This window comes from Paenarthrobacter sp. TYUT067, from assembly GCF_023656375.1.
Taxonomy (GTDB): domain Bacteria; phylum Actinomycetota; class Actinomycetes; order Actinomycetales; family Micrococcaceae; genus Arthrobacter.
The window spans coordinates 1-17,346 of record NZ_JAMOIT010000016.1; the positions used below are offsets into that span (position 1 = coordinate 1).

Annotated in this window: 14 protein-coding genes; 3 read left to right on the plus strand and 11 right to left on the minus strand. The window is 63.3% G+C overall.

All coding sequences use genetic code 11. The features are described from left to right. Positions 1–105: 105 nt before the first annotated feature. Together MOD31_RS14825 and MOD31_RS14830 are read left to right on the plus strand one after the other, a co-directional pair. Positions 106–468 (plus strand): DUF1622 domain-containing protein, encoded by a 363-nt coding sequence (locus MOD31_RS14825; protein WP_142940015.1) that lies wholly within the window; start codon positions 106–108, stop codon positions 466–468. Then, a complete protein-coding gene (locus tag MOD31_RS14830; RefSeq protein WP_250820996.1) occupies positions 465–1,496 on the plus strand; it encodes an alpha/beta hydrolase in 1,032 nt (343 codons plus the stop codon). Before MOD31_RS14825 ends, MOD31_RS14830 begins: the two co-directional genes overlap by 4 nt. 3 nt (positions 1,497–1,499) lie before the next feature. Here MOD31_RS14830 and MOD31_RS14835 read toward each other — a convergent pair whose 3' ends face one another. From MOD31_RS14835 to MOD31_RS14845, 3 genes are all read right to left on the minus strand, one after another. Next, entirely contained in the window at positions 1,500–3,959 is a 2,460-nt protein-coding gene (locus MOD31_RS14835) for a Tex family protein (protein WP_250820997.1), read from the minus strand. A 164-nt stretch (positions 3,960–4,123) separates the two neighbouring features. Continuing rightward, positions 4,124–4,558 carry a CBS domain-containing protein gene (locus tag MOD31_RS14840; protein WP_142940018.1) on the minus strand — a complete coding sequence of 145 codons (435 nt, stop codon included), beginning with the start codon at positions 4,556–4,558 and terminating at the stop codon, positions 4,124–4,126. A gap of 132 nt (positions 4,559–4,690) precedes the next feature. Next, a complete protein-coding gene (locus tag MOD31_RS14845) occupies positions 4,691–5,143 on the minus strand; it encodes a nucleoside deaminase (protein WP_166841548.1) in 453 nt (150 codons plus the stop codon). Between the two features lie 145 nt (positions 5,144–5,288). Here MOD31_RS14845 and MOD31_RS14850 point away from each other — a divergent pair, with 145 nt between their 5' ends. Beyond that, positions 5,289–8,885, plus strand: a complete 3,597-nt coding sequence (locus tag MOD31_RS14850) for a bifunctional RecB family nuclease/DEAD/DEAH box helicase (RefSeq protein WP_250820998.1) — start codon at positions 5,289–5,291, stop codon at positions 8,883–8,885. Here the strand turns inward: MOD31_RS14850 and MOD31_RS14855 are convergent. From MOD31_RS14855 to MOD31_RS14890, 8 genes are all read right to left on the minus strand, one after another. Then, positions 8,882–9,679, minus strand: a complete 798-nt coding sequence (locus MOD31_RS14855) for a triose-phosphate isomerase family protein (RefSeq protein WP_250820999.1) — start codon at positions 9,677–9,679, stop codon at positions 8,882–8,884. The two genes, MOD31_RS14850 and MOD31_RS14855, sit on opposite strands and share 4 nt — an antisense overlap. A gap of 6 nt (positions 9,680–9,685) precedes the next feature. After that, positions 9,686–11,035: an MFS transporter gene (locus MOD31_RS14860; RefSeq protein ID WP_166841551.1), complete on the minus strand. Its 1,350-nt coding sequence runs from the start codon at positions 11,033–11,035 to the stop codon at positions 9,686–9,688. Positions 11,036–11,191: 156 nt separating this feature from the next. Beyond that, positions 11,192–11,956, minus strand: coding sequence for an SDR family NAD(P)-dependent oxidoreductase (locus tag MOD31_RS14865; protein ID WP_017197721.1), 765 nt, complete (start codon positions 11,954–11,956; stop codon positions 11,192–11,194). Between the two features lie 19 nt (positions 11,957–11,975). Further along, positions 11,976–12,965: a 3-hydroxyacyl-CoA dehydrogenase family protein gene (locus MOD31_RS14870; protein WP_142940023.1), complete on the minus strand. Its 990-nt coding sequence runs from the start codon at positions 12,963–12,965 to the stop codon at positions 11,976–11,978. 2 nt (positions 12,966–12,967) lie between these two features. Then, positions 12,968–13,450 carry a ribose-5-phosphate isomerase gene (locus MOD31_RS14875; RefSeq protein ID WP_250821000.1) on the minus strand — a complete coding sequence of 161 codons (483 nt, stop codon included), beginning with the start codon at positions 13,448–13,450 and terminating at the stop codon, positions 12,968–12,970. After that, on the minus strand, positions 13,447–15,201 hold the full coding sequence (locus MOD31_RS14880) for a dihydroxyacetone kinase family protein (RefSeq protein WP_250821001.1): 1,755 nt from the start codon (positions 15,199–15,201) through the stop codon (positions 13,447–13,449). The genes MOD31_RS14875 and MOD31_RS14880 overlap by 4 nt, the downstream gene beginning before the upstream one ends. Before the next feature lie 3 nt (positions 15,202–15,204). Continuing rightward, on the minus strand, positions 15,205–16,206 hold the full coding sequence (locus tag MOD31_RS14885; protein WP_250821002.1) for a sugar phosphate isomerase/epimerase: 1,002 nt from the start codon (positions 16,204–16,206) through the stop codon (positions 15,205–15,207). 333 nt (positions 16,207–16,539) lie between these two features. Next, complete coding sequence (locus MOD31_RS14890; protein ID WP_142940027.1) at positions 16,540–17,238, minus strand: GntR family transcriptional regulator; 699 nt, start codon at positions 17,236–17,238, stop codon at positions 16,540–16,542. Positions 17,239–17,346: the final 108 nt, after the last annotated feature.

Consider the following 17,346-nt stretch of genomic DNA (forward strand, 5'->3'; position numbering starts at 1 on the left):
AGCCGGGTTCTGTATCCACGGAACCTGGCTGCCGCCGTCGTTTGTTTGCTGCACGCGGCGCCCGCTCTGTGAGACGGTAAGGGCACGCACCTAACGGGGAGGGCCATGGATTTCCAGCACGTCATCGAAGAAGTCGGCCGGTACATGGACGTCGCCGGGGTGGCGGTGATGGTGATAGGTGCCGTGGTGTCCATCCCCATGGCCCTCCGGGGATACCAGCCAAAGCGGGCCCGCGGCCTGGCACCCTTCTCCCCGTACCGCTCCTACCGGCAACTGTTGGGCAGGTCCATCCTGTTGGGGCTCGAGCTCCTGGTGGCCGCCGACATCATCAGAACCGTGGCCGTCACTCCTACTTTTGAGAGCGTCGGGGTGCTGGCCATCATTGTGCTGATCCGGACGTTCCTCAGTTTCTCGCTGGAGCTGGAAATTACGGGCCGCTGGCCGTGGCAGAAGGAAAAAGACGCGTGACCCAGCAGTGGATCCCGGACATTCTTGGCGAAGGCTTTGAGCAGCAAACGTTAGAACTCGACGGCGGTGCTGAAGCCACCCTGGTGAGGTACCTCGGCACCGGCCCCGAGTGGCCGGAGGACTTGGACGGCGTTCCGGACCCCGCAGGAATCGATGCCGACGTCCTGTACGTCCACGGCTGGTCCGACTACTTCTTCCAAAAGCACGTAGCCGAGTTCTGGCACCGAACCGGCGCGCGCTTCCACGCCCTGGACCTTCACAACTACGGGCGCAGCCTGCGTCCCGGGATGGTTCCGGGTTTCGTCACCAACCTGTCCGCTTATGACGCCGACATCGCCGCAGCGCTGACCGCCATGGGCCGCTCCGACGTCCCTGGCCATGACCGACCACTCATCCTGTTGGGCCATTCCACCGGTGGGCTCACCCTCAGTCTGTGGGCTGCCCGTCATCCTGGCGTGGCTTCTGCACTGATCCTCAACAGCCCGTGGCTGGAATTTCAAGCCACCGAGCTCGGTAGACGCGCGATCGCCCCGCTGGTGGGACTGCACGCCCGGCTCCACCCCCTGACACCGTTGCCCCCAGTGGATCCGGGCATCTACACCCGGGCCGTATCAGCCACCCTTGACGGTGAGTGGGACTACAACCTCCAGTGGCGGCCCGACCGGGGCTTTCCCATCACTCCGGCATTCCTCGACGCCGTGTTCCGCGGCCAGGCCACTGTTGCGGCCGGTTTGGGGATTGACGTTCCGGTACTCGTGCTGCTCTCGGACAAGAGCTACCTCCAGCCAAAATGGTCTGCCGACGCTCTCACGGCTGACGTCGCACTCAACGTGGATGCCGTGGCTCACCGCTCGTTGTCCTTGGCCGACACCGTAACGGTGAGCCGGCTCCCCAACGCGCTCCACGACATCTTCCTCTCACCGGAACCAATCCGGCGAGAGGCCTTCGCGCGGATCGGGCGCTGGCTTCCCACAGCTCTCCAGCCCTCGGATGCAGACGTGTGGGAAGCCAGGACCGCCGGTTTGTAGGGGTTACTTGCCGAGCCCGGCCCTTCGCAGCGCTTCCGCCATGGCTGTGTTGGCAGGAGCCGCCTGCTGATTACTTTGCCGCGCGCCTCCTTGGCGCCGATCGCCCTGACCCTGCCCCTGTCGCGGCGAACCCTTGCCTGATTGACCTGAACGCTGACCCGGCTGACCCGGCTGGCCGCCGCCACGCTGACCAGCAGCACCCTGGTTGCCCGGAGCACGCCCGCCTGAAGCACGCCCACCCGAGGTGCGGCCGCCGGCTGTGCCGGGTTCGTCGTCGAGCCTCAACGTCAGGGAGATGCGCTTGCGTTCGGGGTCGGCTTCCAACACTTTGACCCGTACCACTTGGCCGGATTTCACGATCTCGCGCGGATCCGAGACGAACTTGTTGGATAGTGCCGACACGTGAACAAGCCCGTCCTGGTGCACTCCGACGTCAACGAACGCACCAAAAGCGGCAACGTTGGTAACTGTGCCTTCCAGGATCATGCCGGGTTTGAGGTCGGAGATCTTCTCGATGCCCTCGGAGAACGACGCCGCCTTGAACGCAGGACGGGGGTCACGGCCGGGCTTCTCCAGTTCGGACATGATGTCCTTGACCGTGGGCAGGCCGAACGTGCCGTCAACGAAAGCCTGCGGATCCAACGCCGTGGCCGGACCGCCACCGGCTGCGACCAGGATCTTCCGGGCCACCGAATATGCTTCCGGGTGCACGCTGGAGGCATCCAGTGGCTCCGCTCCCCCGGTGATCCGGAGGAAGCCTGCGCACTGCTCGAACGCCTTGGCACCCAACCGGGGAACCTTCTTGAGGTCGCTGCGCTTCGCAAACGGCCCATTCTCGTTCCTGTAAGCCACGATGTTCTCACTCAGCAGCGGCCCGACGCCGGCCACACGGGAAAGCAGCGCCGGCGATGCTGTGTTCACGTCCACGCCCACGGCGTTCACGCAGTCCTCCACTACGGCATCCAGTGAGCGGTCGAGCTTCGCGGCAGTGACGTCGTGCTGGTACTGACCTACGCCGATGGACTTGGGCTCGATCTTGACCAGCTCCGCCAAGGGGTCCTGCAGGCGACGCGCGATGGACACAGCGCCACGCAGCGATACATCCATTCCCGGAAGCTCAGAAGCGGCCAGTGCGGACGCGGAATACACCGACGCTCCAGCCTCGGACACCACCAGCTTCTGGATTCCCTTGGAACCGGCAGCTTCGAGGGACTTGATGAGTTCGGTGGCGAGCTTGTCCGTTTCGCGGGAGGCCGTTCCGTTTCCGATCGCCACCAGCTCCACGTTGTGCTGCTTGGCGAGGCGTCCGAGGGTGGCCAACGCTTCGTCCCACTTCTTCGCGGGTGCATGCGGGTAGATGGTGTCCGTGGTGACAACTTTGCCGGTACCGTCCACCACAGCCACCTTCACGCCGGTGCGGAGTCCGGGGTCCAGGCCAAGCGTGGCGCGGTTGCCGGCAGGTGCGGCCAACAGGACATCACGCAGGTTGGCGGCGAAAACTCGAACGGCTTCGTCCTCGGCGTCGGCGAACATGCGTCCGCGAAGGTCCGTGGTCAGCCGATCCAGAATGCGGCCCCGCCAGGCCAGCTGTGCGGTCTGCGTCAGCCAGGCATCGGCGGGCCGTCCCTGGTTGGCGACCCCAAGGCACTTGGCCACAGCGTTTTCGTAGCGGCCGCGAGCGGCGGCCAGGGCGTCGTCGTCGGCCGGGTCTGCTTCGGCGAGATCTAGCTCAAGGACGCCGTCCTTCTCGCCGCGCAGCAAAGCGAGCACGCGGTGCGACGGCATGCCGGACGGCACCTGCGTGAACTCGAAGTAGTCCTTGAACTTCTGGCCCTCCGCCTCCATGCCCTTCTTGACCCGCGACACCATGCGTCCCTGCTTCCACAGGCGTTCGCGGAGATCCTCAGCCAGGTCCGGGTCCTGCCCGACGCGCTCCACCAGGATGGCGCGGGCACCTGCGAGCGCCGTGGCGGCGTCGTCAATGGAGTGCTCGGCGTTCATGTATTTGGCGGCTTCGGTTGCGGGGTCCAGGTGCGGGTTGGCCAGCAGGACGTCGGCCAGCGGCTCCAGCCCGGCTTCGCGGGCGATCTGGGCCTTGGTGCGGCGCTTGGATTTGAAGGGGAGGTAAATGTCCTCCAACCGGGCCTTGGTATCGGCCCCGACGACGGCGGCTTCCAGTTCCGGGGTCAGCTTGCCTTGGGCGGCAATCGCCTCCAGGACCGAGGTGCGTCGTTCTTCGAGCTCACGCAGGTATCTGAGGCGTTCTTCAAGGTCGCGGAGTTGGGTGTCATCGAGCGTCCCGGTGACTTCCTTACGATAGCGGGCGATGAAGGGAACGGTGGATCCGGCGTCGAGCAGTTCCACAGCGGCTTTGACCTGCCAGGTCTTGACGCCGAGTTCTTCGGCGATCTGGGCATGGATGGCAGAGGCAGCTGACTGGTGTTGGAGATTTGAAGTCACCATGACAGTTTGCCTCACGTGGCCGACAATTTCCGGTACACGCATCCTTGAGGACTATCCGGGCGGCTGTGTTAGTGCTGTAGTTGGACCAAGCAGGAACGGGCCGCGAGGCGTTCCTCTCTAGGGATGCCTCGCGGCGGCTGGGTTTGGATGATCAGAGCCATGGGTCAGTGGGACATGTGCTCCTTGGCGGAAATGTGCTCCACCATTTCACCGAGGCGCTGTTCTGCGTAGTGGTTCCGGGCAATATCGCCCTGGCTGATGATGCCTACCAACTTGTGATCACTGATGACGGGCAGGCGGCGCACCTGGTGCTCTTCCATCATGCTCACGGCTTCGTCGACGTTGGCGTCAGCGTCCACCCAGTAAGGCTTGCCGGTGGCGAGTTCACCGGCCCGGACTTCCCTGGCGTCCTTGCCTTCAGCCAAACACTTGACCACGATGTCGCGGTCGGTGATGAAGCCGGTGAGCTTGCCGTCGTGGCCGCAGATGGGAAGTGAACCGCAGTCCATGTCCCTCATCAGCCTGGCGGCGTCCTGAAGAGTTTTGTCCTCTTCGATGCACTGGGCGTTGGTTGTCATGAATTCACGTACGGCACTCATGGGTCCTCCTTCATCGATTGGGGTTATCGACGCGGGGCCTCTCGGCACCGACGCCGATGATGCCAGCCTACGCTCGGAGGGTACCGGTGGCTAGGCGATTTCGCGCCCTTCCGAGCGCCCATTTCGCCGCTGCTATTCTGCGATGTCCTCCGCCCACAATTCGGGGTGTTCCTCTTGGAAAGTGTGCATCATGTCCACGCACCGTTGATCGTTGAGGACCACCACTTCTACCCCGCGTGAGCGCAGGAGATCGAATTCACCGGGGAACGTTTCGGCTTCGCCAACCACTACCCGGGGAATTTTGAATTGGATGATGGTTCCCGTGCACATCGCGCAGGGCGCCAAGGTGGTGTAGAGCGTGGTGTCCCGGTATGTCCTCTGGCGGCCGGCAGCCCTGAGCGCTGACATCTCACCGTGGGCGATTGGGTCGCCGTGCTGTACGCGCTCGTTGTGGCCGCTGGCAATGACGTTCCCGCCACGGGCCAGTGCGGCTCCGATGGGGATGCCGCCCTCGCTGAGGCTTTTTTGCGCTGCTTGGTAGGCGGCCTCGAAAGCGGGGTCAAGGGCGGGGGCTGTTTCAGTCATGGGTGCAGTCTAGAGGGGCCGGAAGCTGTTTTGTCAGGAGTTATTTTGTCGAAGCTATTTTGTCGTGGCCCGCTGATAGCTTGACTGCAAAGGTTTATTCACGGCACTGAGTTTATTCACGGCACAGAGAGGTAGGTGGGTTGCGGTGTTCTTCCTCGAGCCCGAGCACACGGGCGCACCGAAGGACCTGGTGTTCTCAGCCAGCGACCTCGTCATTGCTGCCACCTGTGAGTACCAGGCGCTCCGCAAACTCGACGAAAAACTGGGCCGCACGCCAAAGCCTGACTTTGCCACGGATGCCATGTTGGAGCGCACGGCCAAACTGGGAGACGATCACGAGCATCGGGTCCTTGAAGAGTTTGTGGCTGAGTTCGGGCTGTGGGATCCGGCTTCCGGGAAGGGCGTTTACGACGTCGTCCCCGCCACGGCGATGGACCGCGCCACCCTGTCGGCCAAGCATGCGGAATCCATCGACGCCTTGCGGTCCGGCGCGGATGTCGTCTTTCAGGCAGCGTTTTTCGATGGTCAATTTCATGGCCGTTCCGATTTCCTGGTGAAACGCCCCGGCGGCCAGTACGCGGTCTTCGATACCAAGCTCGCTCGGCACGCCAAGGTTACGGCTCTCCTGCAGTTGGCCGCCTATGGAGATCAACTCATCCAGGCAGGGATCACACCGGACCCCACCGTCACTTTGGTGCTGGGTAACCGGGTTCACAGCGACCACCCTCTTGCGCAGATCCTTCCCGTTTTCAAGGAGCGTCGGGAGCGCTTCCTTGATATGACCCGGGCACATGGTGAAGCAGCCGGGCCCATTGAGTGGGGCGACACCCGGTATTCCGCCTGTGGCCGCTGCGATTACTGTGCTGAGCAAGTCCAATTACACCGTGACCTCCTGATGGTGGCCGGTATGCGAATCAGCCGCCGTAAGAAGCTGATAGAGGCCGGCGTCACCACCATTGACCATCTTGCAGACCTCCCCGAATCGGGCGACCCCACGTTGTTGAGGCTCCGGGAGCAGGCCCGGTTACAGACCGGGGCAGGCACGCCGGACGGCACGGTCAAGTACACGGACAAGTCCGGAGAAGCCAAAGCCATCAGTTACAACGTCTTGCCGGACAACACCTTGGGAAGGTTGCCCGCTCCTGATCCGGGCGACATCTTCTTCGACTTCGAAGGTGATCCTCTCTGGCAGGACCCTGCCACCGGGAAGTGGGGGCTGGAGTATCTGTTCGGGGTGGTCGAGAACCCTGTCCAACCCGGAGCTGACCCGGTGTTCAGGCCATTCTGGGCGCACTCACGGGCCGAGGAAGGACAGGCTTTTGTGGACTTCCTTGAGTACGTGGCCAAGCGCCGCGCCATGTATCCCGGTATGCACATCTACCACTACGCCGCGTACGAGAAAACGGCCCTGCGTAACCTGTCCCTGACACATGTGGTGGGCGAATCCGCCGTCGACGACCTCCTGCGCCAAGGCGTCCTGGTGGATCTCTACGACACCGTCCGGCACAGCATCCGGATCTCTGAGAATTCTTACAGCATCAAGAAACTCGAACCGCTTTACATGGGACAGCATCTCCGCTCCGGCGACGTAACGGACGCCGGGGCCTCCGTTGTTGCCTACGCGGACTATTGCACGGCCCGGGACAACGGGAACCCTGAGGACGCAGCCGTGATCCTCGAAGGCATCCGTGACTACAACGAGTACGACTGTTTGTCGACGCTGGAACTTCGCAACTGGCTCCTTGCCCGTGCAGCTGAACGCTCCATCCAGCCGGGTGGTGCAGGGGACGATGCGCCGCCACCTGATACCGAACCGGAGAAGTACGAGGCAGCACCGGAAGAAAGAGCGCTATTCGACTACATTGCCGGGCTGTCCGATGAAGAAAATGGCACCGCGGATACACGTGCGATAGGCATCGTGGCCGCTGGTGTGGGATATCACCGCCGCGAGGACAAACAACACTGGTGGGGTCACTTCGACCGCCTGGAAAAACCGACCTCCCAGTGGCCTGACGAGCGCGATCTGTTCATTGTTGATCACGCTGAACTGCTGGAGGACTGGGCCAAGCCCACACCCCGGAGCAACCCGGTGCGGACGGTGAAACTCTACGGCCGGTCCGGGGACGGCGCAGGGCTGGAACCCGGCAAGAAGTACTTCCGCATGTACGGCCCACCGCTGCCGGAATCGCTGCAAGGAAAAGAGTCCATCGCGCTGGGCCGTGCAGGCTGGAACGGAACCTTGGTCACCGAAGCGGGCGACTTCGAAGACTTCGAAACAGTCACCATCACGGAAGGCCTTCGCAAAGACTCCACGGCCTTCACCCACTTGCCCATGGCCCTGACACCGGATCCACCCATCGCCACCAAAGGCCAGCGCGCCGCCCTCGCTGCTTTGGCCACAAAGCTCAAGGGTACGCTTCCCGATTGGCCGCAGGATCCCGCCCTGGACCTGGTGCGGAGGAGGCCGCCCAAGCTGCGCAGCCTTGACGCCCTCCCGCCCGTGAAGCCTGGCCCCGACGGGTACATCGACGCCATCACCGCAGCCCTCAATGACCTGGACCACTCCTATCTGGCTGTCCAAGGTCCGCCAGGGAGCGGCAAGACCCACGTGGGCGCCCACGTCCTGGCACGGCTCATCACAGCCGGGTGGAAGGTGGGCGTGGTGGCCCAGTCGCATGCCGTGGTGGAGAACATGCTCTGCGCTGCAGTGGATAAGGCCGGAGTGGATCCGCGACGGGTGGCCAAGGAAGTCAAACACGACGACCCCGTACCGTGGACCCGATGCGGCAAAGGTGACGTGGAAGAACTCTTGTCCAAACCGGGCGGCGCCTTGATTGGCGGCACAGCCTGGACCATGGTGGGTAGTTCGGTTCCGGCCGGATCCCTGGATCTTTTGGTCATCGATGAAGCAGGGCAGTTCTCGCTGGCCAACACCATGGCCGTGAGCCGCGCAGCCAAACGACTTCTGCTTCTGGGCGATCCGCAGCAACTGCCTCAGGTCACACAAGGCAAGCACCCTGAGCCGGTAGATGAATCAGCCTTGGGCTGGTTGTCAGACGGCTACAACACCTTGCCGCCCCATCTGGGCTACTTCCTGGCGTTATCGTGGCGCATGCATCCCGAACTCTGCAGCGCGGTTTCAGAACTTTCCTACGACAACCTGCTCGAGTCGGCATCCGCAGCAAAAGCACGCCATCTGGAGGGCGCCGCACCCGGTATCTCCTGCGTCTACGTTCCGCACACCGGCAACTCGACGAACTCACCCGAGGAAGCAGCGGAGGTGGTGCGGCAGGTCCGGGCCCACCTCGGCCTGGCGTGGCACAACCCGTCCACGTCGGCGGACCACACGTCAGCTCAACCCCAACCCATCGGAAGCCGGCCCCTGCGTGAGGCCGACATTCTGGTGGTTGCCGCTTACAACGCCCAGGTCCAACTGATCAAGCACCATCTCCGGGACGCCGGACTAAGCAAGGTCCGCGTTGGCACAGTGGATAAATTCCAAGGCCAGGAAGCCCCTGTCGTCATTGTTTCCATGGCCGCCTCGGCAGCCGGAGAAGTCCCCCGCGGGATGGAATTCCTGCTGTCCCGGAACCGGATCAATGTGGCGGTGTCGCGCGGTCAGTGGCGTGCCGTCGTCGTACGTTCGCCCGAGCTGACCAACTACCTGCCCACGCATCCCGAGGGCCTGGAGAACCTTGGTGGGTTCGTAGCACTCTGCCAGCGGAGTTTTTTGTACAGCTAATGCCCTTTAGAAGGCGCTTTAAGGGCATCTGCTGTACAAAAACTCAGGGCTTCGTCCAAGACCCTGCCGAAGTTGGCAGCGTCGTGGGCAAAGCGGCCGAGGAAAAGCCCGGACACCCCGTCCAGCTGCGGCAGCAGTCCAGGCTTCGCCGAGCCGCCATAAATGATCGGGATCCCTGCAAGGCCGTGCTGCCCCAACGATCCCCGAAGCGCAGCCACCACGCGGGAAACATACTCGGCCGCGGCAGGCTCAGGAGCCCCTATCGCCCATACAGGTTCATACGCAACCACCAGTTGGGAGGCAACGGACCAATCCCCCGATACGGCTGCCTTGATCTGCAGAAACACCGCAGCTGCAGCCGCTTCGGGTTCCAGGACTTCCGACTCCCCCACGCACAACAGCGGCGTCAGCCCGGCGTCGACGGCGGCGCTCACCTTGAGCGCAATCATCGCCTCATCTTCTCCAAAGTGGCGGCGTCGTTCTGCGTGGCCGATCTCCACCCATCCCACGCCCATCTCCGAGAGCATGTTCGGAGAGACCTCCCCCGTCCACGGGCCATGGGACCATCCACAATTCTGGGCGCCCAAAATCAGGGGCGTACCCGCAATCAAGCGCGCCGCCTCGGGCAGCACCGGGAACGACGGGATCACAAACGGGACCACCCGCCCGGCCGCGAGGGCCGGACGGGCGTCCACTTCTGCCACCAACTGCTCCAACCACGCCAAACTCTGCGCGTAGCCCATGTACATCTTGGTGCTGACGCCAATGAACACGCTGTCAGGAGCAGACGGCATCACGGTTTACTTCCCCAACAGTTCGTCAGCCTTGTTGCTGAACCGCTTAGTGCCGAACATCAGCAGCGCAGCCACGAACGGCAGGACACCCAGCGCGTACACACCCATGGTGCCGGTGTCCGAGGCAGTGACCTGGTTGACCGTGGTTCGTAGGATCGGGGCGACGAACCCGCCCAGGTTTCCCAAGGAGTTGATCAGCCCGATGCCCGCAGCCGCGGCAGTTCCGGTGAGGAACGCCGTCGGATATGACCAGCAAATGGGGCCGGTGGAGAGGAAGCTGCACACCGCGAGCGTGATGAAGATAATGCCGATGGCTGGCATCTGGTTGGCACCAGCCCAGGCGGAACCGAAGATACACAGGCCCGTGGAGATGAACAACGCGGTGCCCCAGCGGCGGCGACGCGCCACCGTGTTGGCTGCTTTGCCAATGAAGTAGCAGGCGAAGATGCCGAAGAACCACGGGATGGCTGCCAGGAGCCCGACGGCGATGCCCACCTTTTGGCCGGTCAGCTGCGCCACCTGCTGTGGCAGGTAGAACGTGACGCCGTAGACCGCTACTTGCAGGCAGAAGTAGATGACGGTGAAGTACCAGACCCGGCCGTTGCGCATGGACGCCAGGACACCTCGCGGTCCGGTTTCCTCCTTGACCGTGTCTTCAAGCGCCATGACATCAGAGAGGGCCCGTTTCTCTTCCTTGGTCAGGAATTTGGCCTCCTGGGGGCTGTTGATGAGGAAGAAGTAGGCCGCAATACCTGCTAGGACGGCGAGCATACCCTCAACGAAGAACATGACCTGCCAGCCTGCGACTCCCGGAACCTGGTCGCCGATGTTGATGAGCCAGCCGGACAACGGCGCACCCATCATCTGGGAGAACGGCTGGGCCAGGTAGAAGATGGCGAACATCTTCACGCGGACCTTGTTGGGGAACCAGGCTGCCAGGAACATGATGACGCCGGGGAAAAGTCCGGCCTCGGTGACGCCCAGCAGGAACCTCAGGATGATGAAGGACGTCTCACCCTGGACGAAAGCGAAACAGGCCGAGACGATGCCCCAGGTGATGGCGATACGGGCCAACCACACTTTGGCGCCGAACTTGGTCAGCAGCAAGTTGCTGGGGATTTCAAACAGTGCGTAGCCGATGAAGAAGATACCGGCACCCAGCGCGTAAGCGCCGGCGGTGATGCCCCTGTCCACTTCCAGTGCAGCTTCGGCGAAGCCCACGTTGGTGCGGTCCAGGAAGGCCACCACGTACAAAATGACGAGCATTGGCATAAGCCGCCGCGACGCTTTGGAGATCGCCGATTTCAAGACCGGCGTATCCAGCAACTCCTTGGTGGAATTGGTGGCAACAGACATTGAAACTCCTCTTTGAGTGACAGGAAATGACTAGTGCAGCGCGATCAGCACGATCAGCGCGGGAAGAAGATGAGCACCATGCCCACTGCGCAGGCGAGGACGCCCACGGCAAGGTAGATCTTGCGTTCTCTCGTCCAGCTCTTCATGGCCAGGCGCCTAGTGCATGTACAGTCCGCCATCCACATTCAGCGTCTGCCCGGAAATGTAGCCGGAGTCCTCGCTGATGAGGAAGGCGATGGCGGCTGCGATGTCCCGGGTGGAGCCCACACGGTTCACTACAAGGTCCTTAGTGAGCTCATCTTTGCGTTCCTGGCTCAGCGTTCCGCCCATGATGTCGGTGTCGATGGGCCCCGGAGAGATGGCGTTGACGGTGATGTCGTACTCGCCAAGTTCGCGTGCCGTAGCGCGGGTCAATCCAATGACGCCTGCCTTTGCTACGGAGTACGGGGTTTTGGAGAACGTTCCGCCGCCGCGCTGGGCCGAAACGGAGGAGATATTCACGATCCGGCCGATGCGGTTCTTGACCATGGATTCGGCCACACGGCGGGTGGCGTAGTGGACTCCGTTGAGGTTGATGTTCAGGACGCGGTCCCACTCAGCGGGTTCGAGTTCCAGGTAGCCAACGGGTGAGCTGACGCCGGCCACATTAGCCAGGGCGACGATCTGCGGGAGTTCAGCTTCCAGTTCATCAATAGCGGCGCGGACCTCGGCTTCGCTGGCCACGTTGGCGCCAACGCCGTGGGCCTGGACACCGTATTCCGCGGCGATTTCCTTGGCTGCTATCTTGCAGGCAGCGTCATCAAGATCAATGATGCCGATGTTCCAGCCCTGTGCGGCCAGGTAGTTGACGGTGGCTCGGCCGATGCCGCGTTCGGAAACGGCGCCGGTGACAATTGCGGTGCGTTCTGCGGGGAAAGTCATGTGTTTTCTCCTAAAGGTCTTAGTTGATGGGAGCCGGGCCGAGCTCTTCAATGAGCTTCTGCATGGCGACGTAGGCCTTGTTGCGGTAGGCGATGAGTTCCGGGGTGCGTTCGGCGGGCACGTTGAGGAAGCCAGAGCCGGTCTTGGTGCCGAGCTTGCCCGCATCCACGAGGTCCGAGAGGATCTTCGGCGTCGCGAAGCGCTCCGGGAAGCCGGTCTGCAGCGACTTGTAGCAGAAGTTGTACACGTCCAAACCGGCCATATCCGCGATGGCAAACGGACCAAAGAACGGCAAGCGGAAGCCGAACGTCGTACGCACCAGGGTGTCGACGTCGTCCGCTGTTGCGATTCCCTGCTCCACCAGCTGCGCTGCCTCGTGGAACAGCGCATACTGCAGGCGGTTCAGCACGAAACCGGTAACGTCCTTGACGACGGCGGTCTGCTTGCCGGCAGCGTGCACCAGCTCGCGCGACGCTGCCACCGTCGCGGCAGAAGTCTCAGCGTGAGGGATGATCTCCACGCCGGGAATGAACGGCGACGGGTTGGAGAAGTGCACGCCGAGGAAGCGCTCCGGATGGGTGACGGCCTCGGCGAGGGCGGCGATGGAGATGGTGGACGTGTTGGAACCGATCACGGCGTCCGGGCGGGCTGCAGCGCTGATACGCGCCAGGGACTGGTGCTTGATGTCCAGTACCTCGGGAACGCATTCCTCAATGAAGTCCGCATCCGAGACAGCTTCCTCAATGTCCTTGGCGGCCCACAGGTTCTGCTTCAGGATCTCGGTGGCACCTTCAGGGAAAAGCCCATCCGCGATGAACTGGTCCGACTCCACCAGCAGGCGGTCGTAGTTCTTCTGCGCCACCTCAGCGGACACGTCGGCCAGCGCAACGCGCGCTCCGCCGAGCGCCAGCACCTGGGCGATGCCACCGCCCATGTAGCCGGAGCCGACGACGGCGATCTTCCGGGCTGCGTTGGTGGCGTTGCCCTCGGTTGCTTCAGAAATGGTCATGTTCAGACTGCCTTCGTGTAGTCGGGCTCGTACGAGCAGATGGCGTCCACCTTGGCGGCGGAGGACGAGGTTTGGTCGAAGTGGTGGTCCAGCCACTCCCCTACGAGCTTTTTGGCCAGTTCCAAGCCAATCACCCGCTGGCCGAGCGTCAGTACCTGGGCGTTATTGCTGAGGACGGACCGTTCAACGGAGTAGCTGTCGTGGGCTGTGACGGCGCGGATTCCGGGAACCTTGTTGGCGGCAATGGCGACACCCAGTCCCGTACCGCAGATCAACAATGCCCGGTCAGCTTCGCCCTCAGCCACCTTGCGGGCGGCGTCCACGGCGACGTGCGGGTATGCCGTGGAGTCGTTGAAGCCAACGCCGACGTCCGTCACGGACGCAACGCGTGGGTCCCCTTCCAGCAGGGCAAGAAGTGCCTGCTTGTACTCCACACCGGCTTCGTCATTGCCGACGACGATGCGCCAACCTGGGTTGTTGCTCATGCTTTGGCTCCGTTTCCGGCCGCTGCCGCTGAAGACGCGGTGGCCAGTTGTGAATCAATAAATTGCGAAATCCTGGCGGCGATCAGGCCAAAGGACACAGCACCCGGGTCGGGGTGACCCAGGCTCTTCTCCGCCAGCGGACGCGCCCGGCCCTTGAGCGGCCGGAGTTCAGCCGTCTTGGTGGCCGCGATTTCGGCTGCCCCAGCGGCAACCGCCAGGGCCCGGTCAACGGGAGTCCCGCCGTCGAGCTCTGTGAGGAAGGTGTCCCGGAACGGCAGGAGTGCGTCCACCATGGTTTTATCCCCGGGGTCGGCTTTGCCGAGTTCGGTGATGGCGCGGACGAAGGCGCTTACGGCGGCGGCCGCGTCCTCCGAGGTGTAGCTTTCGCGGTTTCCGAGCGACTGCCCGGCCGCGATGACTGCCGAACCCCACAGCGCTCCCGACGTTCCGCCGGCCCGCTCGCTCCAGGCTTCCCCGGCTGCTGTCAGGATGCTCGCCACCGAAGAACCGTTCGCAGCCTCGCCGGCGGCCGCGGCAGCATCGACGCCGCGACGCATGCCGATGCCGTGGTCACCGTCGCCGGCAATGGCGTCCAGCTTGCCGAGTTCCTCAACATGTTCGACCACGACGTCGCGCACCTGGGCGAGGATGGCCACGGCCTGCCGACCGAGTTCAGCCGCTGCCGGGGTGGGCTGTTCGACGTCGGCGGTTTCGGCGTCGTCGATTGCTGCCTCGGCGCGTAGTGCGCGGGGCGCCATGCTGCCCTTGCGGAACGCCGGGGTGTCAGCTGGCGCAGCCCAGTACTGCTCGAGTTCCTCGTCCAGCCACAGGAGCGTCAGCGAGAGCCCGGACATGTCCAGGCTGGTCACCAGCTCGCCGCACTCGGGTTCAACCACGGTGAGGCCTGCAGCCGTGAGGAGCTTCTCGATCTTGCCGAACAGCAGGAAAAGTTCGTCGTACTTCACCGTGCCAAGGCCGTTGACGATGGCGACGACGCGGTCCCCGGCGTCCTCCGGCTTGTCGTTGAGCAACTGGGTGACCAGCAGATCCGCCAACTCGGACGCGGTGGGCATGGGGTGCTCGGAAATTCCTGGCTCGCCGTGGATCCCGAGACCGAGCGACATCTGCCCGTTCGGCACATGGAACAGTGGTTCCTTGGCGCCCGGGAGCGTGCAACCATCAAAGGCCACACCCAGCGAGCGCGTCCGGTAGTTGGTCTTGATGGCCAGACGCTCGACGTCGTCAAGGTTCAGTCCCGCTTCGGCCGCGGCACCGGCAATCTTGAAAACGGTGAGGTCCCCCGCAATGCCGCGGCGCTTCTCGAGTTGCTCGATCGGAGCGCTGGCGATGTCGTCCGTGACGGTAACAGTGCGCGTTTCGATGCCCTCGGCGTTGAGCCGGAGCTGCGCCTGGCCGAAGTGCAACACGTCGCCGGCGTAGTTGCCGTAACTGAGCAGCACTCCACCACCAGCGTTCGCAGCCTTGGCTACACGGTAAACCTGGCCAGCCGCCGGGGAGGCGAACATGTTGCCGCAGGCGGAGCCCGTTGCCAGGCCTGGGCCAACCAGTCCGGCAAAGGCTGGGTAGTGTCCCGAGCCACCGCCCACCACCAGAGCAACCTGGCCGGAGGGGACCTCGGTGGAGCGGACCACACCGCCGTCAACTCGGGCGACGTAGCCACGGTTGGCAGCTACGAAGCCGTCCAGTGCGTCATCGGCAAAATCGGCTGGGTTGTCGAAAATCTGTGTCATTTTCTAGACTCCTGCGAGCTGCGTTGCCGGTACTTGGCGCCCCTGGGCTACCTGGCTCTTGCCGAGCTCATAGCCCTCGGTCTTGGGCAGGACGTGCCTGCGGAGGTAGTCCTGGTTGCTAGCCGTAACGCTGAGTCCGTCGCCGCCGTAGTGCTCGGTGCAAAGGATGCCTTGGAAGCCCACGGACAGTGCGAATTTGAATGCCTCGCGGTAGTTGATGAGACCGCTTTCCATCGGAGCCGGCATGGTGATGTAGCTGTCACGGGCCACGTCTTCGTCCCGGATGTAGTTCTTCATGTGCCAGTAGTTGGAGTACGGGAGGGTCTTTGCCACCATCTCGCGCCAGTCCTCGATGGGGCGGTGCAGGCGGATCAGGTTACCCAGGTCCGGGTTGAGGCCCACGTTGTCCAAGCCGATGTCCTGGACCAGCTGGACTGAGGAGTCCGCGGTGCCAAGGTAGGTGTCCTCGTACATCTCCAAGGAGAGGAGGACACCTGCGTCTGCGGCGTGCTTCCCGAGCTCCCGGATGCGGGAGACGGCGTTCCCCCACGCCTCCTTGTCCCCCACGGGGTCCTTGTACCCCTCTACGGTCCAGAACCACAGCTGCTTCTGCTGCTCAGGAGTGATGGCTTGGTGAAGTCCGAAGGACACCACTTCGCAGTCCAGCTCCGCAGCAGCGTCGATGGTGCGGTGGCTGTAGGCGAGGTTGTCCGCCCAGTCCGTTTGGTGAATGACGCTGCGTCGAATGGCAGAAATGACAGGGACGCCGATTCCCACTTCGTCAGCCGTCTGCTTGAACTCGGCGAGGCGCTCTTTGCTGAGATCACCCGGACGGACCCAGCTGTCGGTGAGGTCAGCGTTGGCGAAACCTGCGTCCTTCACTTCCTGGAGCACGTCCGCCCAAACGGAAGCATCGGCGTCGTTAATGTGTTGACCCGCAGCATCGGTCCCGGGGAACTGCAGGAGGGCCGCGGTGATGGGCCAATTCTCGGCGGTGTAGGCCATGATGATCACTCCTTCGTGGAATCCTGTTTCCTATAGGATTTATGAACGGAGCAAAGCTGTCAACCCTTTTCGCGAAACTTCCTGGCTGCGGCCGCGCGCACCGCTACCCGCCGATCGCCCCCATAACCTCTGGCGCATCCGGCGCAAAAGGGAGCGACACCAACCATCAACGGGTGCGCACGGCGGAAACGGGCGCGAGGCACGGACAGGTGGGAGCCACCAACAGGTGCGCACGGCGGAAACGGGCGCGAGGCACGGACAGGTGGGAGCCACCAACAGGTGCGCACGGCGGAAACGGGTGCGGCGTGCGCGGCCCCGGCGGAAGGGTGGGCCTTAGTCCTCCGGCGCGTCCGCCATGGCGCGGCCGCGGACCTTCTCCACGTGATCCACCATCATCGCGGCTGCCTTCTCAGGGTCGCCGCTGGTCATGGCGTCCAGCACCGCTTGGTGCTCTGCGATAGCTTGCTCGGCGTCGGTGATGCCCACTCCCCCAAACAATCGGAAGCGTTGAATCTGGCCACCTAGCGTGTTGTAGGCCGCCAGCAGAAATTGGTTGTTGGCCTGCGCAGCAATGAGTTGGTGGAATCGTTCGTCTGCTTCAAGGTAACTGCGATATTCGGCGAACGACCCACCCCTGGGAGCAGTTTTCAGGTCCTCCACGGCCTGTTTCAGCGCATCCAAACCGTCGGGCGTCATTCGCGAACAGGCCAATCGAGCGTTAACTGGCTCAATGGAAAGGCGGGCCTCCATGAGTTCAGCGAAGTCTTCCCGCGTGAAAACCGGAGCCACCCGGTACCCCTTTAGTGCCACGCGCCGCACCATGCCCGTATGTTCCAAACGGGCCAACGCTTCACGCACCGGGGTGGGCGATACGTCGAGTTCCCGGGCCATCCCGTCGATACTCACCGCTGCACCTGGCTCCAGCCGACCATCCATCAGCCACTCAAGGAGTGCCTCGTAGACGTGGTCCGCCAGCACTTGGCGACTGACGGGAAAGCCAGCGCGGGCAGCGGACGGTGAAGGATCAGCCATGCCACAAATCCTATAGGAACGCCGGCAGCTGGCCGGGCAGCGCCCCTGTCACAATCCGGGTGACCACACGTTAAACCACGACGTCGGCACCCGGGCGGGGGGGGGGGG

What these genes read in the sequence shown, in the direction of transcription:
- MOD31_RS14890 (WP_142940027.1), bottom strand. Translation starts at nt 17,238, where the DNA reads ATGGCTGATCCTTCACCGTCCGCTGCCCGCGCTGGCTTTCCCGTCAGT.
- MOD31_RS14870 (WP_142940023.1), bottom strand. Translation starts at nt 12,965, where the DNA reads ATGACCATTTCTGAAGCAACCGAGGGCAACGCCACCAACGCAGCCCGG.
- MOD31_RS14845 (WP_166841548.1), bottom strand. Translation starts at nt 5,143, where the DNA reads ATGACTGAAACAGCCCCCGCCCTTGACCCCGCTTTCGAGGCCGCCTAC.
- MOD31_RS14825 (WP_142940015.1), top strand. Translation starts at nt 106, where the DNA reads ATGGATTTCCAGCACGTCATCGAAGAAGTCGGCCGGTACATGGACGTC.
- MOD31_RS14840 (WP_142940018.1), bottom strand. Translation starts at nt 4,558, where the DNA reads ATGAGTGCCGTACGTGAATTCATGACAACCAACGCCCAGTGCATCGAA.
- MOD31_RS14880 (WP_250821001.1), bottom strand. Translation starts at nt 15,201, where the DNA reads ATGACACAGATTTTCGACAACCCAGCCGATTTTGCCGATGACGCACTG.
- MOD31_RS14855 (WP_250820999.1), bottom strand. Translation starts at nt 9,679, where the DNA reads ATGCCGTCTGCTCCTGACAGCGTGTTCATTGGCGTCAGCACCAAGATG.
- MOD31_RS14865 (WP_017197721.1), bottom strand. Translation starts at nt 11,956, where the DNA reads ATGACTTTCCCCGCAGAACGCACCGCAATTGTCACCGGCGCCGTTTCC.
- MOD31_RS14835 (WP_250820997.1), bottom strand. Translation starts at nt 3,959, where the DNA reads ATGGTGACTTCAAATCTCCAACACCAGTCAGCTGCCTCTGCCATCCAT.
- MOD31_RS14885 (WP_250821002.1), bottom strand. Translation starts at nt 16,206, where the DNA reads ATGGCCTACACCGCCGAGAATTGGCCCATCACCGCGGCCCTCCTGCAG.
- MOD31_RS14860 (WP_166841551.1), bottom strand. Translation starts at nt 11,035, where the DNA reads ATGTCTGTTGCCACCAATTCCACCAAGGAGTTGCTGGATACGCCGGTC.
- MOD31_RS14875 (WP_250821000.1), bottom strand. Translation starts at nt 13,450, where the DNA reads ATGAGCAACAACCCAGGTTGGCGCATCGTCGTCGGCAATGACGAAGCC.